This is a genomic window from Bacillus sp. S2(2024), from assembly GCF_050474045.1.
Taxonomy (GTDB): Bacteria; Bacillota; Bacilli; order Bacillales; family Bacillaceae_G; genus Bacillus_A; species Bacillus_A yunxiaonensis.
The window spans coordinates 1,035,510-1,062,374 of record NZ_JBFLUS010000003.1 but is presented as its reverse complement, the minus strand read 5'-3'; the positions used below and the strand labels follow the sequence as shown (position 1 = coordinate 1,062,374).

General features: G+C 37.1%; 27 protein-coding genes, 1 pseudogene and 2 riboswitches. Of the genes and pseudogenes, 2 read left to right on the top strand and 26 right to left on the bottom strand.

The features are described 5' to 3' along the window. Position 1 precedes the first annotated feature (1 nt). The 9 genes from cobA to AB1284_RS05360 all read right to left on the bottom strand — a co-directional run bounded on the left by cobA (position 2) and on the right by AB1284_RS05360 (position 8,166). On the bottom strand, positions 2–778 hold the full coding sequence (gene cobA, locus AB1284_RS05400) for a uroporphyrinogen-III C-methyltransferase (protein WP_429751071.1): 777 nt from the start codon (positions 776–778) through the stop codon (positions 2–4). A 211-nt stretch (positions 779–989) separates the two neighbouring features. After that, positions 990–1,202 carry a DUF3906 family protein gene (locus AB1284_RS05395; RefSeq protein ID WP_429751073.1) on the bottom strand — a complete coding sequence of 71 codons (213 nt, stop codon included), beginning with the start codon at positions 1,200–1,202 and terminating at the stop codon, positions 990–992. Positions 1,203–1,214: 12 nt separating this feature from the next. Next, positions 1,215–2,837, bottom strand: a complete 1,623-nt coding sequence (locus AB1284_RS05390; protein ID WP_429754346.1) for a nitrite/sulfite reductase — start codon at positions 2,835–2,837, stop codon at positions 1,215–1,217. Positions 2,838–2,892: 55 nt separating this feature from the next. Continuing rightward, positions 2,893–3,492: an adenylyl-sulfate kinase gene (gene cysC, locus AB1284_RS05385; protein WP_429751074.1), complete on the bottom strand. Its 600-nt coding sequence runs from the start codon at positions 3,490–3,492 to the stop codon at positions 2,893–2,895. 12 nt (positions 3,493–3,504) lie between these two features. Further along, positions 3,505–4,641 carry a sulfate adenylyltransferase gene (gene sat, locus AB1284_RS05380; protein WP_429751076.1) on the bottom strand — a complete coding sequence of 379 codons (1,137 nt, stop codon included), beginning with the start codon at positions 4,639–4,641 and terminating at the stop codon, positions 3,505–3,507. 121 nt (positions 4,642–4,762) lie between these two features. Further along, a complete protein-coding gene (locus tag AB1284_RS05375; RefSeq protein WP_429751078.1) occupies positions 4,763–5,464 on the bottom strand; it encodes a phosphoadenylyl-sulfate reductase in 702 nt (233 codons plus the stop codon). A 91-nt stretch (positions 5,465–5,555) separates the two neighbouring features. Next, positions 5,556–5,699, bottom strand: a complete 144-nt coding sequence (locus AB1284_RS05370; protein ID WP_429751080.1) for a YezD family protein — start codon at positions 5,697–5,699, stop codon at positions 5,556–5,558. A 68-nt stretch (positions 5,700–5,767) separates the two neighbouring features. Next, a riboswitch (SAM riboswitch) is annotated at positions 5,768–5,876 on the bottom strand. 124 nt (positions 5,877–6,000) lie between these two features. Continuing rightward, positions 6,001–7,317: a diaminopimelate decarboxylase gene (gene lysA, locus AB1284_RS05365; RefSeq protein ID WP_429751082.1), complete on the bottom strand. Its 1,317-nt coding sequence runs from the start codon at positions 7,315–7,317 to the stop codon at positions 6,001–6,003. A gap of 180 nt (positions 7,318–7,497) precedes the next feature. Beyond that, positions 7,498–7,680: riboswitch (Lysine riboswitch) on the bottom strand. Between the two features lie 90 nt (positions 7,681–7,770). Beyond that, positions 7,771–8,166 carry a DUF3888 domain-containing protein gene (locus AB1284_RS05360; protein ID WP_429751084.1) on the bottom strand — a complete coding sequence of 132 codons (396 nt, stop codon included), beginning with the start codon at positions 8,164–8,166 and terminating at the stop codon, positions 7,771–7,773. Between the two features lie 192 nt (positions 8,167–8,358). On the opposite strand from AB1284_RS05360, the gene AB1284_RS05355 reads away from it, so the two are divergent. Both AB1284_RS05355 and pssA read left to right on the top strand, forming a co-directional pair. Beyond that, complete coding sequence (locus AB1284_RS05355) at positions 8,359–10,245, top strand: LTA synthase family protein (protein ID WP_429751085.1); 1,887 nt, start codon at positions 8,359–8,361, stop codon at positions 10,243–10,245. A gap of 370 nt (positions 10,246–10,615) precedes the next feature. Beyond that, positions 10,616–11,317, top strand: a complete 702-nt coding sequence (gene pssA / locus AB1284_RS05350; RefSeq protein WP_429751086.1) for a CDP-diacylglycerol--serine O-phosphatidyltransferase — start codon at positions 10,616–10,618, stop codon at positions 11,315–11,317. 400 nt (positions 11,318–11,717) lie between these two features. On the opposite strand, the gene AB1284_RS05345 is transcribed toward pssA, so the two are convergent. From AB1284_RS05345 to leuB, 17 genes and pseudogenes are all read right to left on the bottom strand, one after another. Further along, on the bottom strand, positions 11,718–13,124 hold the full coding sequence (locus AB1284_RS05345; RefSeq protein WP_429751087.1) for a DJ-1/PfpI family protein: 1,407 nt from the start codon (positions 13,122–13,124) through the stop codon (positions 11,718–11,720). Between the two features lie 40 nt (positions 13,125–13,164). Beyond that, a pseudogene (locus tag AB1284_RS05340) lies at positions 13,165–13,360 on the bottom strand (ATP-binding cassette domain-containing protein); the annotation flags it as partial. Between the two features lie 589 nt (positions 13,361–13,949). After that, positions 13,950–14,921, bottom strand: coding sequence for an NAD(P)-dependent oxidoreductase (locus tag AB1284_RS05335; protein WP_429751089.1), 972 nt, complete (start codon positions 14,919–14,921; stop codon positions 13,950–13,952). Positions 14,922–15,252: 331 nt separating this feature from the next. Next, positions 15,253–15,411, bottom strand: a complete 159-nt coding sequence (locus tag AB1284_RS05330) for a DUF4025 domain-containing protein (protein WP_429751091.1) — start codon at positions 15,409–15,411, stop codon at positions 15,253–15,255. Between the two features lie 102 nt (positions 15,412–15,513). After that, the gene (locus AB1284_RS05325; RefSeq protein ID WP_429751093.1) at positions 15,514–16,533 is read right to left on the bottom strand and encodes a histidinol phosphate phosphatase domain-containing protein; all 1,020 of its coding nucleotides are present in this window, start codon (positions 16,531–16,533) and stop codon (positions 15,514–15,516) included. Positions 16,534–16,545: 12 nt separating this feature from the next. Beyond that, on the bottom strand, positions 16,546–16,869 hold the full coding sequence (locus tag AB1284_RS05320; protein ID WP_429751094.1) for a phosphoribosyl-ATP diphosphatase: 324 nt from the start codon (positions 16,867–16,869) through the stop codon (positions 16,546–16,548). Positions 16,870–16,881: 12 nt separating this feature from the next. Continuing rightward, the gene (gene hisI, locus AB1284_RS05315) at positions 16,882–17,187 is read right to left on the bottom strand and encodes a phosphoribosyl-AMP cyclohydrolase (RefSeq protein WP_429751096.1); all 306 of its coding nucleotides are present in this window, start codon (positions 17,185–17,187) and stop codon (positions 16,882–16,884) included. Next, complete coding sequence (gene hisF / locus AB1284_RS05310) at positions 17,184–17,942, bottom strand: imidazole glycerol phosphate synthase subunit HisF (protein WP_429751098.1); 759 nt, start codon at positions 17,940–17,942, stop codon at positions 17,184–17,186. The genes hisI and hisF overlap by 4 nt, the downstream gene beginning before the upstream one ends. Next, positions 17,936–18,655, bottom strand: a complete 720-nt coding sequence (gene hisA, locus AB1284_RS05305; RefSeq protein WP_429751100.1) for a 1-(5-phosphoribosyl)-5-[(5-phosphoribosylamino)methylideneamino]imidazole-4-carboxamide isomerase — start codon at positions 18,653–18,655, stop codon at positions 17,936–17,938. Before hisA ends, hisF begins: the two co-directional genes overlap by 7 nt. Beyond that, the gene (hisH, locus tag AB1284_RS05300) at positions 18,628–19,257 is read right to left on the bottom strand and encodes an imidazole glycerol phosphate synthase subunit HisH (RefSeq protein WP_429751102.1); all 630 of its coding nucleotides are present in this window, start codon (positions 19,255–19,257) and stop codon (positions 18,628–18,630) included. The genes hisA and hisH overlap by 28 nt, the downstream gene beginning before the upstream one ends. 1 nt (position 19,258) lies before the next feature. Next, a complete protein-coding gene (gene hisB / locus AB1284_RS05295) occupies positions 19,259–19,843 on the bottom strand; it encodes an imidazoleglycerol-phosphate dehydratase HisB (protein WP_429751104.1) in 585 nt (194 codons plus the stop codon). Next, positions 19,843–21,135: a histidinol dehydrogenase gene (gene hisD, locus AB1284_RS05290; protein WP_429751106.1), complete on the bottom strand. Its 1,293-nt coding sequence runs from the start codon at positions 21,133–21,135 to the stop codon at positions 19,843–19,845. Before hisD ends, hisB begins: the two co-directional genes overlap by 1 nt. Positions 21,136–21,147: 12 nt before the next feature. After that, entirely contained in the window at positions 21,148–21,783 is a 636-nt protein-coding gene (hisG, locus tag AB1284_RS05285) for an ATP phosphoribosyltransferase (protein WP_429751108.1), read from the bottom strand. Further along, a complete protein-coding gene (gene hisZ / locus AB1284_RS05280) occupies positions 21,759–23,021 on the bottom strand; it encodes an ATP phosphoribosyltransferase regulatory subunit (RefSeq protein ID WP_429751109.1) in 1,263 nt (420 codons plus the stop codon). Before hisZ ends, hisG begins: the two co-directional genes overlap by 25 nt. A gap of 829 nt (positions 23,022–23,850) precedes the next feature. Then, positions 23,851–24,426, bottom strand: coding sequence for a 3-isopropylmalate dehydratase small subunit (leuD, locus tag AB1284_RS05275; protein ID WP_429751111.1), 576 nt, complete (start codon positions 24,424–24,426; stop codon positions 23,851–23,853). Continuing rightward, positions 24,404–25,798, bottom strand: a complete 1,395-nt coding sequence (gene leuC / locus AB1284_RS05270; RefSeq protein WP_429751113.1) for a 3-isopropylmalate dehydratase large subunit — start codon at positions 25,796–25,798, stop codon at positions 24,404–24,406. Before leuC ends, leuD begins: the two co-directional genes overlap by 23 nt. Beyond that, positions 25,798–26,862 (bottom strand): 3-isopropylmalate dehydrogenase, encoded by a 1,065-nt coding sequence (gene leuB / locus AB1284_RS05265; RefSeq protein WP_429751115.1) that lies wholly within the window; start codon positions 26,860–26,862, stop codon positions 25,798–25,800. Before leuB ends, leuC begins: the two co-directional genes overlap by 1 nt. Positions 26,863–26,865: the final 3 nt, after the last annotated feature.

Sequence of the window (26,865 nt, the reverse complement as noted above, 5' to 3'; positions counted from 1 at the left end):
ATTAAAGTGCTCCACTGAGTGGATACGACTGTTCAAATGTTTGTTCAAACCAATGAATTTTCTCACGGAAGCGTACAACTTCACCAATTACAATCATACTTGGATTTTGAATTTGCTCATTTTCTGCCACTGATACAATTGTTCCTAATGTTCCTGTAATTGTACGCTGAGATGCTGTTGTCCCCCACTCTATCATTGCTACTGGTGTATGTTCACTTTTTCCATGTTTTAAAAGCTGTTCACATATGTAAGGAAGATTACTTACCCCCATATAAACAGCAAGCGTATCCACACCTTTCGCTAAGTTTTCCCACTTCACTTCTTCCTCTGCACCTTCTTTCCGGTGCCCTGTTACAACCGCAAAACTTGTACTAGCATCTCGGTGTGTAACAGGAATTCCCGCATAAGCAGAAGCTGCAATACCAGCTGTAATACCTGGAACAACCTCAAATGGAATACCATGTTTCACCAATGCTTCCGCTTCTTCCCCGCCTCTTCCAAACACAAAGGGATCCCCGCCTTTTAGACGTGTTACAACCTTCCCTTTCTTTGCATATTTCACTAGAAAAGCATGAATGGTTTCTTGCTTCATTGTGTGGTAGTTCGGAAGTTTCCCGCAGTAAATTAAATCCGCTTCTTGCTTTGCATAAGAAAGTAACTCTTTATTCACAAGACGATCATATAAAATGACATCTGCTTGTTGAATACATTTTACTCCTTTAACAGAAATTAAATCTGGATCACCAGGTCCTGCACCAACAATGTACACTTTTCCCATACTTTCTCCCCCATTTCTTCTATAATATGAAACTCCTATCAATGGATTTTTCTCTCCTCTTGCATGAATTGGGCAATCAGGCTCTTGTAAGCAGTTTTTCTTCATGACACGCTTAACATCAACCAAATAATAAAGTGAAACTTCCATTAGTAGATTTTTTCTACTGATGGAAGTCTGCAAATCTTCATCTTACTGCCTGTTAGCAGGCCTATTAAATCGTTTCTTGTTCATGCAAAACAAAAGCTGCACCCTTTCGAATTTTCTTTTTCTCATATAAAGAAATCTCTTTCACTTCGGGTAAAGGCAAAAAATATTTTTCAAGTTCTATTTCAACAAGACGAAATGCCTGCTCTTCACTTTGTGCAACAACGACTACAGGAACAGCACCATTTGCTAAAACAGCTTCAAAACGATATAAGTCCATATTGCTTCCCCCCTACGATGCAATCACTTCTTCTAAAATCGTATCTAATGCTGCTTGTAAATCCGTTATTCCAATACGGCCAACAAACTCATAAAATGTTTCACTAGGAAGTTTACTTTCTTTAAAGTATGTTAAAAATGCAACGAGAACATGCGGCAAGTCTTCACCATCAATTTTTCCTTTTAGCTTTTCATTATAAGCACCGCCATCTAGTAACGTCCCGCCTACATAAATTTCAAAAGCTTCAACAATTCCTTTTTCTTTCGTTTTCATTTTGACACCTTGCAAACCAATATCACCAATTTGTCTTTGTCCGCAAGAATTTGGACAACCGACCATATGAATACGAACTGGCACATCTAATACAAGCTGTGTATCTAAATAATCCGCAATATTGCGTAGTCTTTCTTTTGTCTCCACTAATGCCAAGTTACAATATTCAATACCTGTGCAAGAAACTGCATAGCCGATAAATGACTTTGGCTTTGCAGAGATTGCTTCCAATAATGGTTCTTGCAATAGTTCATCTATATTTTCTTGCGGCACATTCGGAATAATAAAATTTTGCGAATTACATGTACGAATTTCACCGTTTCCATACTGTTTTGCAATTCTAGCAATCTCATACATTTCTTCTGCATGCAGACGACCAACCGGTACATTAAAACCAACATAGTATAAATCATCTTGCTTTTGCTTATGAACACCGTAAAAATAACCAGCATTCCAACCCTTTAGGGCACTTTCCCCTCTTTCATATAAAGATCCTGTGTATTGTAATAACTGTTCTTTAAATTTTTCCGGCCCCCAATCTGCAACAAGAAATTTTAGACGAGCAAGATGACGCTTTTCACGATATCCAAAATCACGGAAAATAGTTGCGACAGCAATCGCTACATCTTTTACTTGCTCCGGCAAAATAAATACATCTAATTCTTCCGCTAAATATGGACGCGCTGATAAACCGCCACCTACCTTTAGATGAAAACCAATGACTGTTTCTCCGTTAATTTCTTTCGTTGCAGGTGTAAATGCCACACAGTTAATCTCAGCATTTGCTGAATTGTACACATTTGAACTAATCGACATTTTAAATTTACGTGGTAGATTTGAAAATTCTTCATTATGCTGAAAATATTCGTATACATCCCGCACAATTACTTGTGTATCAAACAATTCATTTTCATCAATTCCAGCGAGGGGATTCCCTGTAATATTACGTGTAATATCACCGCATGCACCAGCTGTCGATAAACCTACTTTTTCTAACCGCTGCAAAATATCTGGAATTTGCTCAATTTGCAGCCAGTGAAACTGAATCGCTTGACGCGTTGTAATATCAAGTACATCACGGCCGTAATCTTCTGCAATAGAAGCGAGAGCCTCCACTTGTTCATTTGTTATAATTCCAGATGGTATATTTACACGCATCATGAAATACCCCGCCTCTTTTGGGCGCTGCAAATATAAACCTGCCCACTTAAAAGAATCCCATTCTTCTTTCGGAATAGACGCAAATCCATGTTCAGCATAATATGGAATATCTCTAAAAATTTCTAAACCGTCTTTTTCTAATTTCTTTTTTTCTGTTGTATTTAGCTTTTCATTGTTTGCCCATATTTTTTCATAACTCATCATGTATCTCCTCCTATATACAGTGAAACTTCCAACAGTGGGGTTTTACTGCCCGTTAATGCAAGATAAAGCCTCTTTCTTGCAAATAAGCAATAATTTGATCTGCACATTGTTCAATAGAATGACGATGCGTTTCTACAATAACTTCAGCTTGAATTGGCTCTTCATAAGGAGAATCGATTCCTGTAAACTGCTTAATCTCCCCGCTTCTTGCTTTTTTATAAAGTCCTTTCGGATCACGTTTTTCACATTCTTCAATCGGGCACTTTACGAACACTTCAACAAATTCACCTTGTTCTAATATGTCACGTACTTGCTGGCGATCTTCGCGAAACGGTGAAATAAATGCTGTTAATACAATTGTTCCATTATCAACAAATAATTTCGCCACCTCACCGATGCGACGAATATTTTCTGTACGATCCCCTTCCGAAAATCCTAAATCTTTATTTAAACCGTGACGGATATTATCTCCATCTAACACATAATTACCAATATTCTTATCAAATAACTTGCGGGCTACTGCGTTTGCCACTGTTGATTTACCAGAAGCCGACAATCCTGTAAACCAAAGAACAAAGCTATGATTTTTATTTTGCTTTCGGCGTTCTTCCTTTGAAACAGATGCCGTATGCCAAGTAATATTTGTTCCCATCTTTTCCTCTCCTTACTTTGTCACAACTTCTTTTTGCAAACCGCGAATTAAAACTTCTACGACTTCCTTACGGCTAAATGTATTTGGCGGTAGTTCCCCATTTCGTAAGAGCTCTCTTACCTTTGTACCCGATAAAATGACATGGTCTTCTTTTCCATGCGGACATGTTTTCGTTGATGCCATCCCCTCACATTTCATACAATAAAAACTATGTTCAAAAAAGAGAGGTGTAATTCCTAATTCTTCTATTGTAAAGTTAGCGAAAATTTCCTGCGCTTCATATGTGCCGTAATAATCCCCCACACCAGCGTGATCACGACCTACAATGAAATGCGTACAACCAAAGTTTTTTCTTACAAGTGCATGAAAAATCGCTTCACGCGGCCCAGCATATCGCATCGCTGCTGGAAATACTGCTAAAAAGACACGATCATTTGGATAATAGTTTTCTAGAAGTACTTCGTAACTTTCCATTCGAACATCAGCTGGAATATCATCTGACTTCGTTTCTCCAACAAGCGGATTTAAAAACAAACCGTCAACAATTTCAAGAGCTGTTTTTTGAATATATTCATGCGCGCGATGAACTGGATTTCTTGTTTGAAAGCCAACAATCGTTTTCCAACCACGCCTTGCAAACTCTGCTCGCGTTTCACTTGGATCTAAATGATAAGCAGCAAATTTTTCTTTTTTAATCCGTTTCACAAGCGTAATTGGTCCTCCCACGTATACATTAGGACGATCATATATTTTCTTAACACCTGGATGCGCTTCCTCTACCGTTTTATAAACAAGTAACGCCTCCTTCTCTTTATCAGGCGTATAAATCTCTTGAACTTGAATGACACCGTACGTTACACCTTCTTTTACAAGCCGAACTTCTTCCCCTACTTCTAACTCCTTCGCTTTTTCTTCTGTTATAGGCAATGTAATTGGAATGCTCCATACATCTCCATCTGTTAATCGCATTGTTTCTACTACTGATACATAATCATTCTTTCCTAAAAAGCCAGTAAGCGGGCTATATCCACCAATCGCAATAAGCTCTAAATCACTTAATGCAATTCCATCTAACTCAATTTCTTTTACGATATGTGCTGTTTCATATGTTGTATCAATTCGATTTATTAAAGTTTTTATGTCATTCATTTTCTTTTCTCCTTCTTTATTAAGTTTTAGCAGACAGTAGCTTTCCCACCTTAAGACCTTGCTTAGTGAGGGCTTTCCATCAGCGGGCGGTATAGAAAAACCCCCACTAACAGAAATTTTATTAATAATGAAGACCACATTCTGTTTTCATCTTTCCGGACCAGCGCCCATCTCTCGAATCTCCACCCTCCTGCACCTGCACGGTACATTTTTCACATCCAATGCTCGGATAGCCAATATCATGGAGCGGATTGTATGGCAAATTATGCTTATATACGTAGCGCCACACTTCTTTCCAAGTCCAATGAATAAGCGGACATATTTTTACAGATTGAAAACGATGATCTCGATTGACAAACTGCGTATGTTTTCGCGTTTCAGACTGTTCTCTTCTTAAACCTGATATCCATGCTTTCCTACCTGTTAGTGCCTCTTCTAACGGCTTAATTTTCCTTAATTGGCAACAAAGGTTTGGATTATGTTCCCATAATTTATCACCATACTCTTTTGCTTGTTCCTCAAGTGTAAGTTCCGGTTGCTTTTCAATAATATTCAAATTAGGAAATCGCTCCCTGACTTTTTTGATCAAGTCATATGTTTCTTGAAAATGAACATTTGTATCTAAAAATACAACCTTTGCAGATGGATTTACTTGGTTAATTACATGCAATAAAACCATTCCTTCTACCCCAAAGCTGCATGCATAAACAATATCTTGCTCATAATGTTCATATGCCCAGCGTACCGCTGCCAAGGCACCTTTCGTTTCGTCTTCTTCCTGAAATGAAACAAAATTATCTTGCCAAGTTTCATACGTTAACATCGTTTTCTCCCTTCACGACGCCCATACAAAAAGGCGACCTTAACCTATAGAAATAGATTAAGGCCGCCTCTAGTTTTTCTAGTCAGCGCGCTTATTTTAAACGTACCTTTTCACTTTTTTCAAGTTGAATCACTTTACCATCTTGCACAACAATTGTAATAGAACCATATTTCATATCAGCAAGCATTGTTTGAATCTTACTGGCTACTTCTTCAAATTGTCCGCGTACTCCCACGAACAGCCCCCCTTTTTTCATAAAAAAAATCTTTCCCATTTCGAAAAGACTGTTCCGGTAACGTATCTACCTTATCTTTCAAAATGGACTCCATTTTGCTGGAAGTAGCACCTTACTCCTATAAAGTAGGTTGCCGGGCTTCTTCGGGCCAGTTCCCTCCGCCACTCTTGATAAGAATTATATTTGTATTTTATCATAATTCTGATTTTTTTCAATCCTAGTTTTCCGATAAAATTTATTTATTATAAAAAAAGGAGCTGTTTATCTAAACAACTCCCCCTTCAGCTAAGTAAGAACGTAGTCATATAAGTTCCTTTACACGTATGCGATCGTTTTCAATAAGATTTTCATACGATTCTCTTTCGACAACAACTTGTGATTTTCCGTTTTTTGCAAATACAACTGACGGGCGACGAATACGATTGTAATTATTCGCCATCGAATAACCATATGCCCCTGTACAAGAAATAGCTAAGAGATCACCAGAAACAACTTTTGGAAGCTCTACATCCCAAATGAGCATATCTCCACTTTCACAACATTTGCCCGCAATTGAAACAACCTCTTCAGCAGATTCATTCGCTCGGTTTGCCAGCAATGCTTCATAACGAGCTCCATAAAGTGCCGGGCGAAGATTATCTGTCATACCTCCATCAACTGATACATATTTACGGATGCCTGGAATATCTTTAATTGCCCCTACTGTATACAATGTTGTTCCTGCATCTCCAACAATACTACGGCCTGGTTCCACCCAAATTTCTGGAAGTGGATATTCGCATACTGTAAACTGCTCGCGTACCGCATCCGTCACAGCTGTCACATATTCACCAAGGGCAAGCGGTGTATCCCCTTCCGTATAGCGAATTCCAAAACCGCCCCCTACATTTAATACTGGAGCTACATAGTTCATTTCTTTTCTCACTGTTTCCAAGAAATTGCGAAGCACTTCAATCGCACGAATAAATCCTGCCGTCTCAAAAATTTGCGATCCGATATGAGAATGAATTCCTAATACACGATAGTTTGATTTTTCTAATGCATTTTTTATCGCTTGTGATGCATGCCCTGTTGAAATACCAAAACCAAACTTAGAATCATCTTGCCCTGTTGTAATATATTCATGTGTATGCGCTTCTACTCCCGGCGTCACACGCAGTAAGATATTCACAATTTGCCCGTATTCTTTCGCTAAATCATGCAATACTTCTAATTCAAAAAAGTTATCTACAACAAAACAGCCGATGTTAGCTTCTAATGCCATTCTTATTTCTTCTTCTGTTTTATTATTACCATGAAAATGGATGCGCTCTGCTGGAAATCCCGCTTGCAATGCCGTATATAGTTCTCCGCTGGAAACAACATCTAGCGACATATTTTCTTCGGCAGCTAACCTGCACATTTCCATGCACAAGAACGCTTTGCTTGCATATGCTACTTGATAAGAGAACCCACTTTTCCTAAAAGCGCGATGAAATGCACGACATTTCTCACGAATTGCTGCTTCGTCGTAAACATAAAGTGGTGTCCCATATGTTCTTGTAAGTTCAGTAGCATCGCATCCTCCAATCTCTAAGTGTCCTTGTTCATTAATGCGGCTTGTGCCGTGTAAATACATGTGAATTCCTCCCTTGTTTTGCAAAACCCTCTATTACATTTCTTATTTGTTACTATTATTCCTAATTTAGATAAACAAAAAACGCGCGGAACAATGTTCACACGCGTTTCTTATTAGAAAAATATATGACGAAAAAATAAACGTAGTGTTATTTTCTCAAATAAGAAACCGCATCAAACATCTCCTAATAGCTCTCCATAAGCAAAATACTTATGACAGTACTACATTTATTCAATGCAGTCCCAATATATGAATGAAGTGGTCATTCATATATTTCGGCGATAACCCCTTTCAATCTATGATCACGAATACCACTTTATTTCCCATAGTTTACTTTTGATTATCGCAGCCTCTACCTTCGAGTGTAGATGAGGTAATTCTATTTAATTTTCAAGCATCTTTTTGTTGCTATTAACAATATCAAATGACTAATTTATTTGTCAAACACTTTTTTTATATTGGTTTAGGGCAATTGAGTTTCGTATTATCTGGTAAGCGCTTTACATCTATATTTTTCACAGTCCATTCACCACTATCATTTTCAAATGTAATCGTTACTTTTTCAAACGGAGGAAGCTTTTTCCCCGCTGTTCCTGGCTCATATTTAATTATTTCGATAGATGCCTGAAACAAATATGTACCGCTATACATTTTTTTTATACTAACAATTTTCGGACAGTCATACGGCTTTTGTTTTCCATAATGCTTTTGAATTGCTTCATTTATTCTCGGAAACAGCACGGAATAAAGCGCATCTTCTAATAATAACGGCTCATGCTCAGCAGAGAAAGAAGCTGGATTTCCAAGTAAAATGAAACAACTTAATATAAAACAACATATTTTCTTCATAGTACTCCTCCATCTCTCAATCAATGCCTTTATTTTATCCTTCTCTTCTTTTTCTATCCAATTGTTAGAAAATCATCCACAATTTTGCTATGTTTTTATATAATAGTACACATAGTAAAAAAACATATAGATTTGTAGCCGGTCATATACGTAAAAAAGGCGGTTACTTGTAGGTAGTAGGAGGAGCCCGTTATGGTACAACGTTTGTTTCCAAAAGTACGATTTGCTCTCATAGCTGTCGTCTTGTTATGGATCAAAACATATATTGTATACAAGTTAGCTTTTGATATGAAAATTGATAACGCTTTCGAACAAATTATGTTGTTCTTTAATCCATTAGCTTCATTACTATTATTTTTCGGTTTCGCTTTATTAGCAACAAAACATCGAAACCGCATCATTATCAGTATTAGTATCGTGCTATCCTTTATTTTATTTGGCAATGCTATGTTTTATGGATTTTATGATGATTTTGTAACATTTCCTGTATTATTTCAAACAAATAATATGGCTGATTTAGGGACAAGTATTAAAGAACTCTTTACGTATAAAACGCTTCTTTTATTTGCTGATGTAATTATTTTAGCCATTTTATCTCGTAAATTCCCTAATTTTTGTGATACTACTCCTCTATCTCAGCAAGAGAAACGAACGTTTTTTAGCGGTGTAACAGCAGCATTAGCTTTACAAATGGCTATTTCAGTTATTTATAAGCCGCAACTTTTTTCACATTCATTTGATCGCCAAACAGTTGTGAAAAATCTTGGTTTGTATACTTATCATGTTTATGATATTGCACTGCAATCGAAATCTTCTGCTCAACGTGTCTTTGCAAGCGGAGATAGATTTTCTGAAATTGATAACTACGTAAAAACAAAAGATAGACAAAAAAACAAAGAATTATTCGGTGTGGCAAAAGATAAGAATGTTATTTTAATTTCAATGGAATCCACACAAAGTTTTGTCATCAACCAAAAAATAAACGGAAAAGAAATTACACCATTTTTAAATGACTTCATTAAAGATAGCTATTATTTCGATAACTTTTATCATCAAACTGGACAAGGGAAAACATCGGACGCTGAGTTTATTATTGAAAACTCTTTATACCCACTTGATCGTGGCTCTGTTTTCTTTACACATGCTAATAATGAATATACAGCTACACCAGAGCAACTCAAAAAATATGGATATTACTCTGCTGTATTTCATTCAAATGATAAAACATTTTGGAATCGTGATTTGATGTATCCTGCACTCGGATATGATCGTTATTTTAACTTACAAGACTATACAAATGCAGAACAGATGTCTGTTGGTTGGGGATTGAAAGATAAAGAATTTTTTGAGCAATCTATCTCAAAATTAAAATCTTTACCACAGCCTTTCTATACAAAATTCATTACATTAACAAATCACTTTCCTTTTTTACTAGAACCGGAAGATCGATTCATTAATGAATACAATTCGGAAAGCGGCGTTGTAAATCGTTATTTTCCAACTGTACGTTATACAGATGAAGCACTGAAACATTTTGTTACAAGATTAAAAGAAGAAGGATTATACGACAATTCTATTATTATTATCTACGGAGATCATTATGGCATTTCTGAAAATCATAATGCTGCTATAGCACAATTTTTAGGAAAAGAAACGCTCACTCCTTTTGATACAATGCAGCTGCAAAGAGTACCGCTCATCATTCACATTCCTGGTCAAAAGGGAAAAATCATTTCAAAAGTTTCTGGACAAATTGATGTGAAACCGACGCTTCTTCATTTACTTGGTATAAAAACAAACAATTCTATTGAATTTGGCACAGATTTATTTGAAACAAACGATGAACCGCTTGTGGTTATGCGTGACGGTAGTTTCGTAACAAATGATTATATGTATACAAAAAATGTATGCTATAGCAAAAAAACTGGTGAGCCAACCGATATTAACATTTGTCAACCATATATCGAAAAGGCAAAAACAGAATTGAATTACTCTGATAAACTCATTTACGGTGATTTGTTACGATTTGATCCGCATAATAAATATAAGACTGGTACGATGATAACGAAATTTGAATAAGGTGAAATTTTAATCAGATAGAGGGTTTCCATCCTTCACCTAGTTTCTTTATTTTCTCTAAATATTGATGACTTCCTATTGATACAGAACAACGAACTAACCTCGAATTGTGACGATTCGGGGTTTATTTTTAACGTAATATGTCCGTTAATGAAAGATTTCTCAAAAAACAGGTTGTATTATTCATTCCAATAACATAATTGATTTCCTTAATTCATACTTCCGGTTTTACAACAAATGAAAATCCAATGAAATCTTTCTTAAAACGAGGAATTTTTTCATACTAGCACAGGAAATTTATGTTATGATAAAAAGGATAAACTTTCATAAACTAATCAAGAATCTATAAAAGAAAGCAAGGGATCAGATTTTGTACAGAGCAGCCATTCCAAACTTATTTACGCTCGGAAATTTATATAGTGGATTTCTATCCATCGGCTACGCTTCATTAGGATACTACAAATCAGCGGCAATTTTAGTTTTAATCGGAATGATGCTAGACAGCCTTGATGGAAGAATTGCACGCCTACTTCGCGTCGATTCGCAACTCGGAAAAGAACTTGATTCATTAGCAGACGTAGTTACATTTGGTGCTGCACCCGCTGTATTGATGTATTACACATCCTTCTCTAATTACGGTATTATCGGATTATACATAGCTGGACTTTTCCCTCTATTTGGAGCATACAGACTAGCTCGCTTCAATGTCACACCATCATCAACATCCATGAAATACTTTACTGGTGTACCAATTACAGCTGCAGGTGGTCTTGTTGCCTTCCTTACTTTATTTTCACATACGATTCCAAAAATCGTACTTATTACAGTATTCGTGACATTCGCTTTTCTTATGGTTAGTCGCATTCGCATTCCAAGTATGAAAGATGTACCGATTCCAAAATATAGTATTATCGTGACACTCTTTTTAGTTGGAATCATTTATACGATGTATAAAACGAGCTTCGGTAATATTTCAGTGTTTTTATTCATTGCTATTCCACTCTATATTTTGTATATGCTGTCACAATTTCTGAGACAACGACCAACACAAAAAAAACGAGCAAACAAATAGTAAAAAAATCCTTCCTATCATAGGGAAGGATTTTTTTATCCCGCATTAACAGCTGTAAGAGCTCGATTTGATTGGGCAGGCTGTACACAAATAATAAAGTTGTTATAAAAATTATCAAGACCTAAATCGTAAAAAGTCATAAAAAAATAAGGGGCATACATATTATACATGACTAATATGTATCATCCCTTTTACTTTTTGTTTCATAATCACGCCCGATAGTTGAAGAATGAAATTAAAACTTTTCCCTAGGTGATCCGTTCTCAAATTCATTTTAGGAGTGTGTGCTGCAGGATTTCGATCTAAATGAAATATGGTTTGCCATGATTTGCATGTGCCGATTAGTTTTCACCATACGTTCGGTACAAATGGGAATGATCGACAGCAGCTGGATAAATATCTAGCGCTTATGAAATTCCATTGAGGTATTAATTACTTTAGAAGTTCTCTTCTTCATAATGAATCGTCTGTCTATATAGAAAGCTACCAAAAGAGCCAGTAAACCAGTTAACATCATATTGCTGTATGTTCCAAGTGGAAGGGGTTTGCCTTCAAGATGGATACCATTTGCACGATATTCAAATCGTTTTACAGCGTGCTTGGCAGTTAAAAGGTCTTCTTGTTTAGCTAAGTCTTCCAATGGCGCTTCGATTACATATCTGTTTGGTGAATCACTATGAATAAAGAGGGTCTCTTTATCATTACCCTTTTCACCCCAAAGTCTTACATCTGCTGCCGCTAGTGATTTTGCATCGCCACCTGGTATGATCATTTTGTCTAATTTTGGAGCATTAGATATTTGATGCCTAGCCAGTATACTAAGATGATGTTTCGTAGTAATTGGTGCATCCGAACTAGAAACGGTCAAGACTTGTGTCGTTCCGGTGTCTCCATAAGAATCAAATATAGAAGATAAAGCTATTTCATCCATATCTTTATACAGAAGTACCCCCATTTGTTTCTTATTCCAATGGAATCCAAGATTTAGCAAATATGTTGCAAGTTTTATATCCACGTAAAAAGGGTGATCCACCTTTGGATTTTGAACGAATTGGTAAGAAGGATAACTAATTTCCTTAGATATTTTTGCAGCCACGGGTTCTCCTAGTTTCTGAGATATTAGGTGAAGTACTGCATCGATACCTGCGCTTTGACCGGCTGAAGTTAAGGTATTTCCTTCGTGAACATACCTCACATCCTCTTTCCAATGTGTATCAGGATATTGCTTCATTAATATGGGTAGGAATTGCCAGAATGAGGTGGCTGATTTCCCTTTTAATAAACCTGCATCGGCAAGATTCTTTGACCCACCACAAATGCTGAGAAAAGTGGTGGTTTTACTGCTGGAATGTTGTTGAATCCATTCGCGAGTTGGTTGATATTTCTGTTCATCTACACCGGGCATATAAGGGACCACAATAATATCTGGACTTTTATTTAATAGGTTATCCAGTTCTTTATAAGAGTAATGTGGTATTACATCCAGTCCGCCTGATAAAGATTTCACGCTTTTGTCCGGTGCAACGGCGTATACATTGTAGGCATCCGTCATAGAAAACAGTGTGTATGGAATGAGAAAATCAAAATCTTCAGTTGGTATTGATGAATCGGACATTACAACTGCCACAGTAGGTTTAATGGGGTCATACTCAGGGACCTTCACCCCTTGTAACGAAGGAACTGGCTCATGGCGGACATTTGAGTAAAAATCTTTTTGATGGCGATTAAAGCCATAGAACCAGATCCCCCCCATAAACACAATAAAAATGAATACATAAACAGCTAAACGTAAGAATAACTTCTTCATTTTTTTCCTCCTCGTAATTTTATATACAATACCATTCGCCATCAATCAAAATCTTACCAGACTTCGGCAAATCAAGCCCTCCTAGTAGTTGCAGCAAGGTGCTCTATCCCGCTCCCGCTCGGACCCATAATCGCAACGAATTAGCCTTTCCGGATGTGAATGTTGTTATTCTTTAACGCAACTTAATCCCCCGATTCCAATGAATAAACTTTTGATACATTCTGAACAAAAACCATTTATTCTACCTCCAAAATGCGCTACTTGTTATCTACCCTCACATTGTACTGAATTTGAATTGGTAAAAACCGCACACTTTGCGGAGTATCACGCTAGATTTCGTGATACCCCTGTAAGGTATATGTTTTATCTTGGTTCCATATTACTTTTTTTCTAAATCTTTCATAATTGTGCTAGAGCTTGATTTTTATATCAGACTCCAGACTTAGCTGGTTTCAGACCACAAAAATGACAGAGACTGAAATAGTCTCTGCCAAATATATTTCTTTAAAAAGCGATATTAAGTTAAAAGAAATAGACAGTAAACTTGAATAATAAATAATTACTTCGCTTTTTGTGTCAAAAATGACTTAAAGTGGGAGAATTTTCTCCTCTCTCTTCAACTAAACTGCCCGTTAGTTTGAGTGAAATCTTCACAATCTCTACTCTATATTTCAACATAAATATCCAATTTTATTGAAAACGTTCCTCAACAATCTGGCCCGATTGTTGACTTCTAAGAATAAAGTTTGACAACTGTATTCTCTTTACACACGAGCTTTCCATCAGTGGGTATGAAGAAAATCCTCCACTTATGGAAGTTTCACTTTATTTCATTATAAGTTCTTTTTTATACACTGGAGTTAATGGCTCATTTCCTTCTAGCACTGCTAAAATATTACGCACTGCCATTTCCGCCATTGCATCACGTGTCTCAATCGTTGCATTTCCAATATGAGGTGTTAACACAACGTTTGTTAATCCCTTTAATTTTTCTGTAATTTTCGGTTCAAACTCGAACACATCAAGTGCCGCTCCTTCAATTTCCTTTGTTTCTAAAGCATAAGAAAGCGCGGATTCATTCATAATTGGACCACGTGCCGCATTAATAATATAAGCAGTTTTTTTCATCATTCTAAACTGCTCTTCATCAATCATATGATGCAACTTTGGATTATACGCACAGTTAATCGTAATAAAATCTGCTGTTTGTAATAGTTCTTCTAGCGTTACATATGTTGCCTCTAATTCTTGCTCTGCCTCATACTTACGACTTGGCCCTGTATACACAATATTCATACCAAATGCTTTTGCTCGTTTTGCCACTGCTTTTCCAATTTCTCCAAGACCGATAATACCAATTGTTTTACCGTATACTTCACGTCCTAAGAAAAAGAGCGGTGCCCAGCCATTAAAACCAACTGTACGACATAGTGTATCACCTTCTGGAATACGGCGCGCCGCCGCTAAAAGAATTGCAAACGTTAGCTCTGCTGTTGCCTCTGTTGAAACTTTTGGCGTGTTTGTTACCGCTATGTCTTTTTCCACTGCATATTTATAATCAATATTGTCATATCCAGCACCGTAGTTTGCAATAATTTTCAAATGTGGTGCTGCATCGATAACTTCTTTCGGAACTTTTGTTGAAAGTAAGCTTAATAATGCATCCTTATCTTGTACACGTTTCACTAATTCTTCTGTGCTAATTAACTCTTCCTTATCATACATTTCCACTTCATGACCTCGTAACAACTGTAGTCCGATTTCTGGAATTTGTCCTGCTACTAAAATTTTCGCCATAATTAAGCATCCTTTCCTTTTAACATAGAATGAAACTTCTATTAGTTAAAGCTTTTACATCTTCGGCTTCTCTGAATCTTGAAGTAAGAGGTCTTATTACCCACTAATAGTAAAATAAACACTTTCAATATTATTGTAAGAAATTCTATTGAAAAAAGACAAGGAATTTAATTGTTCTTGTAATCTTTCTTTACAAAATCATGAAAAAAGAAGCTGAACACATTCAGCCTCTTTTTCACTATAGTTTAATTCCGCACTAATAGGCAGTAAAAACTCGATTGATGTGACTAAACATAAGTGAGGGTTATCCCCCACTTATGGAAGTTTCACTTTATTTATCGCTTCCTTGTTCTAACTTTACATCAATCGTTCCTTCAGCTAATGTATCACTAACTTGTTCGTGTGTAATTGATTGCTCTGATTGGTCTTTTTTTACAACATCACTCTGATTCGTTAACTTCCCAGTATCTTTATATTGTTGTTTCACCATAAGAAAAGCCTCCTTTTTTGTTCAACGTTAGTGTAAACAAAAAAGGAAGTTTTCATCCCACGTTAACGGGCAGTCCCCTTCACTGATGAAAGTTTCACTTTATCACAAAACATTTTCTTCTACATATTCGAGCGATTTCATGTTCCGGATTCGTTTTTCAAATGTTGCAATGTGCGTTACACCATGATTACGAAGTGTCTCTATATTTTCTTGTACGTAGCTGCCTAAATCATTTGGGAAATGCGCATCTGAAGAAATTGTAATCGGAACACCATAATGTACTAAGCGTTGTAAAAACAAAGGGCTTGGGCACATTTCTCTGACAGGATACCGATAATATAAACCAGCATTCACTTCCGTAGCTGTATTTGTTTCGATTAAAGCTTTAGCAATTTTCTCATAATACGGTAATTGCTGATTTTCATCTATGCGATAGTTAAACACTTTAATATTATCTAAATGCGCAACAATATCAAATAATTCAGAGCGTATTGCCTTTTCTAAAGTACAAAAAAATTCAGGATATAATACATGTAAATCATGCTGTCTAAAATAAGCGTCTGTATCTGGATTATCAAATCCCCATCCATTAATAAAATGAACAGAGCCAATGACATAATCCCAATTTCCTAACGTTAATAGTTTCGCTAGTTCCTCTTCCCCGCCAATAAAGTAATCAGCCTCTATTCCAAGCCGTAATATCACGCCTCGTTTGCTCCATCTTTCTTTCGCATCTTCAATTGCTTTTGTAAAATTTGCAATTGACTCTACTCTCACCTGATCCAGCCATTCTTTTTGCAGATGTCCAAGTTCTGTATTACTAATATCGACATAGCGCTCATAGTATTCCTTAGCTTCGTAAAAACGATATAAGTGGTCAACGATTCCAACTTCCCGTATTCCTTTACGCACCGCTTCCTCTAAATATAAATCAATCCACTCCTGTGAAAATGCGCCTTCTTTTACACGCCTTTGCAAACGTTCCCCAGCTTTTAAGATCCACTCCATTGAATGTTTATCTTCCTCAATCGGTGCAAAATACTCAAGCGCTTCATTTGTTCGAGATAACCAACGCATTGAATACGGCCCTTCTTCTAAGTGAAGGTGATAATCTACTCTCATCTTTCTCCCCTCCTATAATGTATCAATTTCTTTTCGTTCGCCCACTCTCGATAGTTGTCCTTGACGTTTATTTAATTCTTCTACTACCTCTTGTAATGATACATTTTTTTCTACTAGTAACACTAAGCAATGATACGTAAAGTCAACAACTTCTTTTATAAGCTCGTCTTTCTCATTATTTTTCGCTGCAATCACAACTTCAGTACATTCTTCCCCTAGTTTTTTTAATATTTTGTCTTCTCCTTTTGTGAATAAGTAATTCGTATACGATTCAGAGATCGGATTCTCTTTTCGCTGTTGAATTGTTTCATATAACTGTTGCAACACATCGCTCATTTTCTTATCCCCCTATAACACCTTATTATGAAAACATGACTTTTCTCCTGTATGACAAGCTGCACCTACTTGCTGAACAACTACCATAATAGAATCTTGATCGCAATCTAAATACAATGATTTTACATGTTGGACATGTCCCGATGTTTCTCCCTTATTCCACAAACCTCTTCGTGAACGAGAATAAAACCAGGTCGTTTTTGTATCTAATGTTTTTCCATACGCTTCTTCATTCATATAAGCTAGCATCAAAACTTCTTTTGTCCCCTCTTCTATTACAACAGCTGGCAATAATCCTTTGGAAAAATCCGGTTTCACAATCTCACCTCAATTTGTGCTTCTTGTAACTTTTGTTTCGTTTCTTGAATAGTTGCGGTGCCGTAATGAAAAATAGAAGCCGCTAACGCCGCATTTGCCGATGTTCGCTGAAAAACTTCTGCAATATGTTCAATCGATCCACATCCACCCGAAGCAATTACCGGAATACCAACGGCTTTTGAAACTGTTTCGGTTAAAAGTAAATCATATCCATCTTTTGTCCCATCGGCATCCATGCTCGTTAAAAGTAATTCCCCAGCACCTAAACTTTCCACACGCTTTGCCCATTCGATTACATCTATTCCTGTATCAATGCGGCCTCCATTTACATATACATTCCATTTATTTTCTTCGACCTTTCTTGCATCGATTGCAACGACTATACATTGAGAACCGAATTGCTCCGCTCCTTCTTGTATTAACTCTGGTCTTTGCACTGCAGCTGAATTTAATGAAACTTTATCTGCTCCAGCTCGAAGTAATGCATACATATCTTGGACAGACGAGATTCCACCTCCAACTGTAAGGGGAATAAATACTTGAGATGCTGTACGTTCTACGACATCAATCATTGTTTTTCGTTCCTCGTACGTTGCCGTAATATCTAAAAACACAAGTTCATCCGCACCTGCCTCATTGTATGCAGCTGCAATTGCAACAGGATCGCCAACATCTTGTAACCCGACAAAATTTACGCCTTTTACAACACGACCATTTTTCACATCTAAACATGGAATAATTCGCTTTGTTAACATATGCCTGTCACCTGTAATGCTTCTTCTAAAAGAACTTTTTTATCATATAATGCTTTTCCAATGATAACGCCATATAAGTTCATATCCTGTAATTTCTCAACATCAGCAAGCGAACTCACACCGCCGGAAGCAACAATTTGAAGCGAAACCTCATCTTGCAATTTTTGTAATTGTTCAAAATTTGGACCTGCAAGCGTTCCATCTCTAGAAATATCAGTAAAAATAAGCGTCTGCACACCCACTTTTTCCATTTCCTTTGCTAGTTGTACATAAGACGTTTCAGACACATCTAACCATCCTCTCGTTGCTACATAACCATTTTTCGCATCGATTCCAACAATAATTTTATCTCCATATAATCGAACTGCCTCTTCTACAAATGAACGATCATATAATGCTGCCGTTCCAAGAATTACTTTCATTACTCCAGCTGCTAAAAGTGTTTCAATTGCAGCAATTGAACGAATCCCTCCTCCTACTTGCACTGGAATTCGCACTGCCTTACAAATGTCTTCAATGACAGAAAGGTTTTCTGAACGCCCTGCAACAGCTCCATCTAAATCGACAATGTGCAGTACACGTGCACCAAGTTGTTCGAATAACAATGCCTGTGCAACTGGGTTTTCATTCATTACTGTTTCTTGTTGAAATTGCCCTTGATACAAACGAACGCAACGACCATTTTTTAAATCGATAGCTGGGAAGATTTCCATGTTTCTATAACCTCCTTAAAATTTCGTAATATTTGAATTCCTATTTCACCACTTTTTTCAGGATGGAACTGAGCTCCGAATACATTTTCTCTTGAAACAATCCCTGGTACTAGAACACCATACTCACTAGCGCCTACTACAACGTCATTGGGACATTGCGCATAATAAGAATGAACATAATAGACGAATGCGCCATCCTCTATTTTATTCCATAAAGGATGCTCCTTTTTCTTTTGTAACTGATTCCATCCCATATGAGGAATTTTATATGTTACATCTAATTTTCTTACCGTTCCTGGAAGTAATCCTAATCCTTTCGTTCTTTCAATCTCGTCACTTTCTTCAAATAAAAGCTGCATCCCTAAACAAATTCCAAACAACGGTTTTCCTGCAATCGCAACTTGCTTCAAAACAGAAATAAGTCCTTTCTCTTCTAAACAACGCATCGCTCTTGGAAACGCACCAACTCCCGGCAAAATAACGCCGTCGCTATTCAGAAATGCTTCTGCTTCATCTGTTACTATATACTCTGCTCCAATATATCTTAACGCTTGCTCTACGCTTCGAATGTTGCCCATTCCATAATCTACAATCGCAATCATATTACAACAGTCCTTTCGTGGAATTTACCCCTATAATTTTTTCATTTTTTTCGGCGGCATCACGCAGTGCACGTCCAAACGCTTTAAAAAGTGCTTCAATTTTGTGGTGCGTGTTGCTTCCATATAAAACACGTGCATGTAATGTTATATTTGCTGTATGAGCCACCGCACGAAAAAATTCTTCAGCTAGCTCTGTGTCAAAATCACCAAGTTTTGGATTTGTAAATTCACCATCAAATACGAGATAAGACCTTCCACTTATATCAACAGTAACAAACCCTAACGCTTCATCCATCGGTACATAAGCTGTGCCATAACGATTAATTCCTGCTTTATCACCAAGTGCTTCTTTCAAACAATTCCCAAGAACAATTCCAACATCTTCTACCGTATGATGAGCATCGATATGTACATCACCATCAGCTTCAATTTGCAACCCAAAGCGGCCGTGCCTTGCAAATAATGTCAGCATATGATCAAAAAAACCAACTCCCGTTTGAATTGAAACTTCTTGATTACCATCTAGTTGCAGTGCTACGGAAATCTTTGTTTCAGTTGTAATTCTCGTTTGTTTTGCAGTGCGCATTACTTTTCCCCTCCTTCAAAACGAATCTCAATTGCTCTCGCATGAGCTTGTAATCCTTCTTTTTCTGCTAGATTGACAATATGCTGTTGCACTTGTCCAAGAGCCTCTTTTGTATAAAATAAAAAGCTCGATTTTTTCATAAAATCATCAACAGATAAAGGAGAAAAAAACCTTGCTGTTCCACTCGTTGGTAACACGTGATTCGGACCTGCCATATAATCACCTAATGGTTCGGGCGCATACGGGCCTAAAAAGATAGAACCTGCATGTTGAATATACGGAAGAGCTGTCATCGGTTCTTTTATGTGCAGTTCTAAGTGTTCCGGTGCAATTTCATTTGAGAGCTGGAACGCTTGCTCCAACGATTCTACGACAAGAATCGCTCCGTTTCTGTTAATGGATTCACGAGCTATTCCACTTCTCGGAAGGCTCATCAATTGTTTTTCTATTTCTCTATTCACTTCCTGCGCTAATTCTAAACAAGTTGTGATACAAATAGCGGTTGCACGTATATCGTGCTCTGCTTGTGATAATAAATCAGCAGCAATATACGCTGCATTTCCCGTTTCATCAGAAATAACAACAATCTCAGACGGGCCAGCAATCATATCGATATGAACTGCACCAAATACTTCTCGCTTCGCTAATGCCACATATATATTTCCCGGTCCTACAATCTTATCAACACGCGGAATCGATTCTGTTCCATATGCTAACGCAGCAATTGCTTGTGCTCCCCCTACTGTATACACCTCATCAACTCCAGCAACTTTTGCGGCAGCTAAAATATGTGGATTTACTCCTTCACAATTCGGCGGTGTTACCATGACGATCTTATTGACGCCCGCGATTTTTGCTGGTAAGACATTCATAAGAACTGATGATGGATACGCTGCCGTTCCTCCGGGTACATATACACCAACAGTTTGTAACGGCCGAACAAGCTGCCCACGAATAATTCCCTCTTTTTCTATATCAATAAAAGCTTGTCTCTTTTGCTTTTCATGATAGGAAATAATATTCTTCTTTGCTTCTTCCAATGCTGCTAAAAATGCTGGTTCAACACTTTGATAAGCTAACTCCATCTCTTCTTCCGAAATTTGAAATTTGGTTAACTCTACTTTGTCAAAAGCCTTCGTATATGAAAATAGCGCTTCATCTTTCTTTTCTTTGACACTTACAACAATTTTCCTTACATCTTGTTGAATCGTTTCTTCTATTGTATTTGCCTGTTCCCTTAACTTCTTCACCTTACATAAAATACTAGAATAATCCTCGTATAAAATTTCCACATTTACCCTCCTTTATTCATTTTCTATTAAGACGCTTTCCATTTTATTTATAATATTGAATATTTCGTCTTTTTTCATTTTTAAAGATGCTTTGTTTACAATTAAACGTGCTGAAATGTCACAAATTTCTTCAAATACTAGTAATCCATTTTCTTTCAATGTTTGTCCTGTTTCTACAATATCAACAATTGCATCTGCTAACCCTAACAAAGGAGCAATCTCAACAGAACCTTCTATTTTAATAATCTCTACATCTTCTCCCTTTTTGCGAAAATGTGCAGAAGTAATATTCGGATACTTTGTTGCAATCCTTTTTTTGTTATAACCGTTTGGACGATACGATGAAACGGAAGCAACGCAAAATTTACAACGCCCTACCCCTAAATCAATCATTTCATATACATCGTTTTCAGATTCAAGCAAGATATCTTTTCCAACAACACCAATATCAGCTATACCATGCTGTACATACGTTACAACATCAACCGCTTTTACAAGGATGAATGAAATTTGCGAGTTTTTACTTTGAAATACAAGCTTCCTTCCTTTATCCTTTAGCTCTGAGCAATCAATGCCGATTCGTTCAAATAACGGAATCACATGTTTTTCTAATCTTCCCTTCGTTAACGCAATTTGAATGTTACGCATGAGGATTCTCCTTTTTTCTGCATGATCCATTTATCTTTCCAAACATATTCGACTAAAGTATCTCCTGATACATCAATTACAGTTTTCACATCATGTGTTCTTGCAAATTGAAATGTATCTTGTAAATTTTCTAACATTGACAATTCTACTTTTATACCATCTTTTCCAAGTAAAATACGTAATTTTTCTGCTTCGGAAATCATATCTAACGAATAATATATGAGAGCATCTATTTGTTTTTGGTATGAATTTTCTATCCGTTCTTGTAAGGTACGTACAATTTGATTTACTTGTATTGCTAAACCTACTGCAGGTAAAGATTCACCAAAATTCCCAATCAATTCATCATATCTTCCACCACTAACAATTTCCTCTCCAACATCGCATATATATCCGCGAAAGATTACACCGGTATAATAATTGAGATGTTGGATCATCCCCAAATCAATAGATATATATTGACCATAACCAAGGCGATCAATGTTTTCATATATATTTTTTATCCTCGCAATTGCTCTCTTCATTTCTGTATTCACTGCAAGTTTTTCAGCTTCTTCAACTACTTCTAATCCACCAAATAAACGAGGTAATTTTTGTAATAATTGCACTGTTTCATCTTGCATATCCAACTGCTTTTCTTGTAAAAAACGAGACAAAGCGGCAAAATTTTTACTCTCAATATATTCTCGCAATGCATATTCATCTTCTTCTCGCAAAGACAATTTCTTCACAATGGATTTATAGAGTTCCACTTGGCCAATTTCAATTTTAAATGATTGAATACCAGCTGATTGTAAAGCCGCAATCGTGCTTACTATACACTCGATTTCAGCACGTATATTATCAATACCGATAATTTCAATGCCGGTTTGTGTAATTTCATTATATTTACCTGTTAAAGATTCATTTGCTCTAAAAACATTCCCACTATATGTTAATTTCAAAGGAGTTTTCATCTTTTTTGTTCCAATTACACGTGCTAACGGAATTGTCATATCAGGTCTGAGAACGAGGATACGTCCTTCAGAATCAAAAAACTTATACATTTTCTCCTCATCCATAGGACGATTTTGAAATGCAAACACATCATAAAACTCAATCATAGGTGTCCGTATTTCTTCATATCCCCTATCGATAAATGTTCGTCTTAATTTTTGTTCAACCTCTTCCATCAATGTACATTCTTGAAACAAAAAATCTCTTGTTCCATTCGGATTGGCTCGTTTCCATTTTTTCATCATTACACCTCTACTTTCTCGGCACATATATACAAAAAATCTACAATGATAACATATTTAATATGCTTCTCTTATATGTCCATTATTAATTTCTTGAACTGCTCCTACTCACCACTCAGTTATCCCTTGCAATACACTAGAAGCGGGAATCTTCTGACAGGATTTTGATACATTATTTGCTACGAGTTTATCTTCGAAAATACTCATACATTCATAACATAGCGCTAATAAAACGAAAAAAGAGCTATGTAGATAAAAATACCTACATAGCTCTTTGGAGAATGTAGGTACAACGGAAATAACCCTTGTACCTACACGTTTTTTCACGCTAGGTTCAAGGGTTTACGTATGATGATGTTGTGTAAATGAAATGACTGATTGTAAAGTGAACATTGTCATTACTCCCTTTCTCCTCTTGGTTTGAAGTCAGTATACTACCAATTAAATCAAAAGTAAATAATTTTCTATTATTTTTTTGAAATAATATACATTTTATACTCATATAAATACAATTAAAAAACTGACGTAAAATCTTTCTTTTTATATAAAAGAGAGCATCCAATCATGCAAATAAGCGGATAATCCCTTTATATTCCCTATTCAATACTAAAGTAAAGTGAGAAAATAAGTGCAAGATACTTTTTCTTCTGCATAGAAGTAACTTATATACCGAAAAATCAAAGTGAATTTTTATACATAAACGACCTATCCCGCACTAACGGGCAGTACCCTCCCACCTCAAGATCCAGAGAATGAGAAGAAGATAGATAGAGTCCAATTGAGCGGGCTTTCCATCAGTGAGGAATGAAGCCCTCCACCGATGGAAGTTTCACTTTATTTTCATCTCGTATTCTGTAATCGCACTCTCATACTGAAGTGTAACTCCAATATCATCTAAACCACTTAGCAACTTTTCTTTCCACATGGGTTCAATGGAGAAAGAAAAACGATCCTCAGAAGTTCTTATTACTTCATTCTCTAAATCTATTTCTATCATCGTCTGTGGTGCTACAGATGCGAGCTGCTTACGAATTTCCTTTCCCATCACAATTGGAAGGATCCCATTTTTTGTACAATTCATATAAAAAATATCTGCAAAACTTCCTGCAATAATAGCGCGAAATCCATAATCTGCAAGAGCCCACGGTGCATGTTCTCTAGAAGAGCCGCAACCAAAGTTTTCTCCTGTAATTAGAATTGTAGCTCCTTTTCGCTCAGGAGCGTTTAATGAAAACTCAGGATTTTCCTGACGATTATCTAAATAACGCCATTCATCAAATAAAAATTCTCCAAATCCCGTTCTTTCAATTCGCTTTAAATATTGTTTCGGAATAATTTGATCTGTATCAATATTATCATGCATCAATATTGCAGCCGTGCCTTTATGAATACGAAATGGCTCCATCGTAGTTCTCCTTTCTCACATCAACAAAATGACCGTAAATTGCAGCTGCTGCAGCCATAGCTGGACTAACGAGATGTGTTCTTGCTCCTTTGCCTTGTCTTCCTTCAAAATTACGGTTTGAGGTAGAAGCACAATGCTCACCTTCTGGTACTTGATCTGGATTCATACCAAGGCACATCGAACATCCCGGTTCCCTCCATTCAAATCCCGCCTCTTCGAAAATAAGATGTAATCCTTTTTTCATTGCTGCATCTCTCACTTGCTTTGACCCAGGTACAACAAGAGCCCTTACTTCCTCTTTTACCTTCTTTCCTTTCACAACCGCAGCGGCAATTTCTAAATCAGATAAGCGGGAGTTTGTACAAGAACCGATAAATACGTGGCGAATCGGAATATCCGCTGTACTTAGCCCTGGTTGAAGCCCCATATAAGCATACGCTCTTTCATCATTGATATCATTTGCCTCTGGAAGAACTTCATCAACGCGCAGCCCCATTCCTGGATTTGTTCCCCACGTGATATACGGCGCCAAACTTGCAACATCAACTGTAATAACCATGTCGTACATCGCATCCGCATCCGTGTATAATTCACGCCATTTTGCAATCGCCTCTTCAAACTCTTTTGGTGCATGTTGTCGTCCTTTTACATAATCAAATGTCACTTCATCTGGTGCAATAATCCCAGCCTTTGCACCGCCCTCAATCGCCATATTACAAAGCGTCATTCGTTCTTCCATTGTCATTTCTTTTACGGTTTCACCATAAAACTCTATGACATGCCCTGTACCAACGGCTACTCCATATGTGGCAAGTACATGTAAAATAATATCCTTTGCATATACTCCTTTTGGCAATAATCCTTTCAATTCAATTCCCATCGCTTTTGGTTTTCGTTGCCATAATGTTTGCGTTGCTAAAACATGTTCTACTTCACTCGTACCAATTCCAAATGCTAATGCACCAAATGCTCCATGTGTTGATGTATGGCTATCACCGCATACAATTGTTTTTCCTGGTTGTGTAAGTCCAAGCTCTGGACCAATAACATGGACAATGCCTTGTTCCTCATCACCCATATCAGCTAACGGTACTCCAAATTCCTGACAATTTTTGCGAAGTGTATCCATTTGCTGTTTCGCAATTTTATCTGTAATATTCCAAACATCTTTTGTTGGAACGTTATGGTCCATCGTCGCAAATGTCAAATCAGGCCGTCTAACTGTTCGATTTGCAAGCCGCAAGCCTTCAAACGCTTGCGGCGATGTCACCTCGTGAACAAGATGCAAATCAATATATAGTAAATCCAAACCATTTTCATTCTTTGCTACGACATGTCGTTCCCATAGCTTATCTAATAGTGTTTTTCCCATTAGCGCCCTCTCCCTACTAATGCCTGTTCTTCCATTGTTTGTAATACATACTTTGTAAACGAAGTTGTCGTTTCATTCCCGCCTAAATCCGCTGTACATTTTCCAGAACGAAGAACAGTGGAAATAGCTTCTTCAATTGCTTCTCCTTCTTTTCTTAATCCAAATGATTGCCCAAGCATCATCGCAACGGAGCGCAGCATTGCAATTGGATTCACCTTGTTTTTCCCTGCAATATCTGGAGCTGATCCATGAATTGGTTCATAAAGAGATGGACCATTCTCCGCATGACTTGCAGACGGCAACATCCCTAACGAACCCGCTAATACAGATGCTTCATCACTCAAAATATCGCCAAATAAATTTTCTGTAACGATAACATCGAATCTTCTTGGATTACGAATCAATTCCATTGCAGCAGCATCTACTAATAAATGCTCTAACTCTACTTCTGGATAGCGAGCTGCTACTTCTTCTGTTACTTGTCGCCATAGTTTACTAGATTCTAAAACATTGGCTTTATCGATTGAAGTTACTTTTTTACGACGTTTCTTTGCTAATTGAAATGCATATGAAACAATTCGTTCTACTTCACGGCGATGATAAGTTAGTGTATCTGTTGCTGCTTCTTCTGTCCGCTCTTTCGGAAATGAGAAATAGATACCGCCTGTTAACTCGCGAACAACAACAAAATCAACTTCTTCTGCTGCCTTTAATGGTGATAAGTGCGCCGTCGCTTCTTCAACGGAAACTGGTCGAACATTTGCAAATACCCCTAAGCCTTTTCGAAGTGTAAGAAGTCCTTGTTCAGGACGCTCTTTTGCATGATCCCAATATGGTCCTCCAACCGCACCCAGTAATACTGCATCACTTGCTAAACAAGCTGTTAATGTACGAGGTGGAAGAGGCTGACCGAATCCATCAATTGCTGCTCCCCCAAACAATTCATCCTGCAAATAAAAATGATGACCGTATAACCTTTCTACCATTTCTAATGCTTGCTTCGCGCTAGCCATAATTTCTGGTCCAACTCCATCACCAGCTAAACAAACGATTCGTTTTTCCATCTT

Bases quoted from the DNA above. Each gene is read 5' to 3' on its own strand.
- hisA (WP_429751100.1), bottom strand. From the start codon at position 18,655: ATGGAAATCTTCCCAGCTATCGATTTAAAAAATGGTCGTTGCGTTCGT.
- AB1284_RS05320 (WP_429751094.1), bottom strand. From the start codon at position 16,869: ATGAGCGATGTGTTGCAACAGTTATATGAAACAATTCAACAGCGAAAA.
- hisB (WP_429751104.1), bottom strand. From the start codon at position 19,843: ATGCGCACTGCAAAACAAACGAGAATTACAACTGAAACAAAGATTTCC.
- AB1284_RS05375 (WP_429751078.1), bottom strand. From the start codon at position 5,464: ATGTTAACGTATGAAACTTGGCAAGATAATTTTGTTTCATTTCAGGAA.
- hisG (WP_429751108.1), bottom strand. From the start codon at position 21,783: ATGCGTAACATTCAAATTGCGTTAACGAAGGGAAGATTAGAAAAACAT.
- AB1284_RS05335 (WP_429751089.1), bottom strand. From the start codon at position 14,921: ATGGCGAAAATTTTAGTAGCAGGACAAATTCCAGAAATCGGACTACAG.
- leuC (WP_429751113.1), bottom strand. From the start codon at position 25,798: ATGGGAAAAACACTATTAGATAAGCTATGGGAACGACATGTCGTAGCA.
- lysA (WP_429751082.1), bottom strand. From the start codon at position 7,317: ATGTATTTACACGGCACAAGCCGCATTAATGAACAAGGACACTTAGAG.
- AB1284_RS05395 (WP_429751073.1), bottom strand. From the start codon at position 1,202: ATGGACTTATATCGTTTTGAAGCTGTTTTAGCAAATGGTGCTGTTCCT.
- AB1284_RS05345 (WP_429751087.1), bottom strand. From the start codon at position 13,124: ATGAAGAAGTTATTCTTACGTTTAGCTGTTTATGTATTCATTTTTATT.
- AB1284_RS05355 (WP_429751085.1), top strand. From the start codon at position 8,359: ATGGTACAACGTTTGTTTCCAAAAGTACGATTTGCTCTCATAGCTGTC.
- hisZ (WP_429751109.1), bottom strand. From the start codon at position 23,021: ATGAAAAAATGGAAACGAGCCAATCCGAATGGAACAAGAGATTTTTTG.
- leuD (WP_429751111.1), bottom strand. From the start codon at position 24,426: ATGGAGCCATTTCGTATTCATAAAGGCACGGCTGCAATATTGATGCAT.
- cobA (WP_429751071.1), bottom strand. From the start codon at position 778: ATGGGAAAAGTGTACATTGTTGGTGCAGGACCTGGTGATCCAGATTTA.
- sat (WP_429751076.1), bottom strand. From the start codon at position 4,641: ATGAATGACATAAAAACTTTAATAAATCGAATTGATACAACATATGAA.
- AB1284_RS05360 (WP_429751084.1), bottom strand. From the start codon at position 8,166: ATGAAGAAAATATGTTGTTTTATATTAAGTTGTTTCATTTTACTTGGA.
- AB1284_RS05390 (WP_429754346.1), bottom strand. From the start codon at position 2,837: ATGAGTTATGAAAAAATATGGGCAAACAATGAAAAGCTAAATACAACA.
- AB1284_RS05325 (WP_429751093.1), bottom strand. From the start codon at position 16,533: ATGAGAGTAGATTATCACCTTCACTTAGAAGAAGGGCCGTATTCAATG.
- AB1284_RS05330 (WP_429751091.1), bottom strand. From the start codon at position 15,411: ATGGTGAAACAACAATATAAAGATACTGGGAAGTTAACGAATCAGAGT.
- leuB (WP_429751115.1), bottom strand. From the start codon at position 26,862: ATGGAAAAACGAATCGTTTGTTTAGCTGGTGATGGAGTTGGACCAGAA.
- hisH (WP_429751102.1), bottom strand. From the start codon at position 19,257: ATGATTGCGATTGTAGATTATGGAATGGGCAACATTCGAAGCGTAGAG.
- cysC (WP_429751074.1), bottom strand. From the start codon at position 3,492: ATGGGAACAAATATTACTTGGCATACGGCATCTGTTTCAAAGGAAGAA.
- hisF (WP_429751098.1), bottom strand. From the start codon at position 17,942: ATGTTAACAAAGCGAATTATTCCATGTTTAGATGTGAAAAATGGTCGT.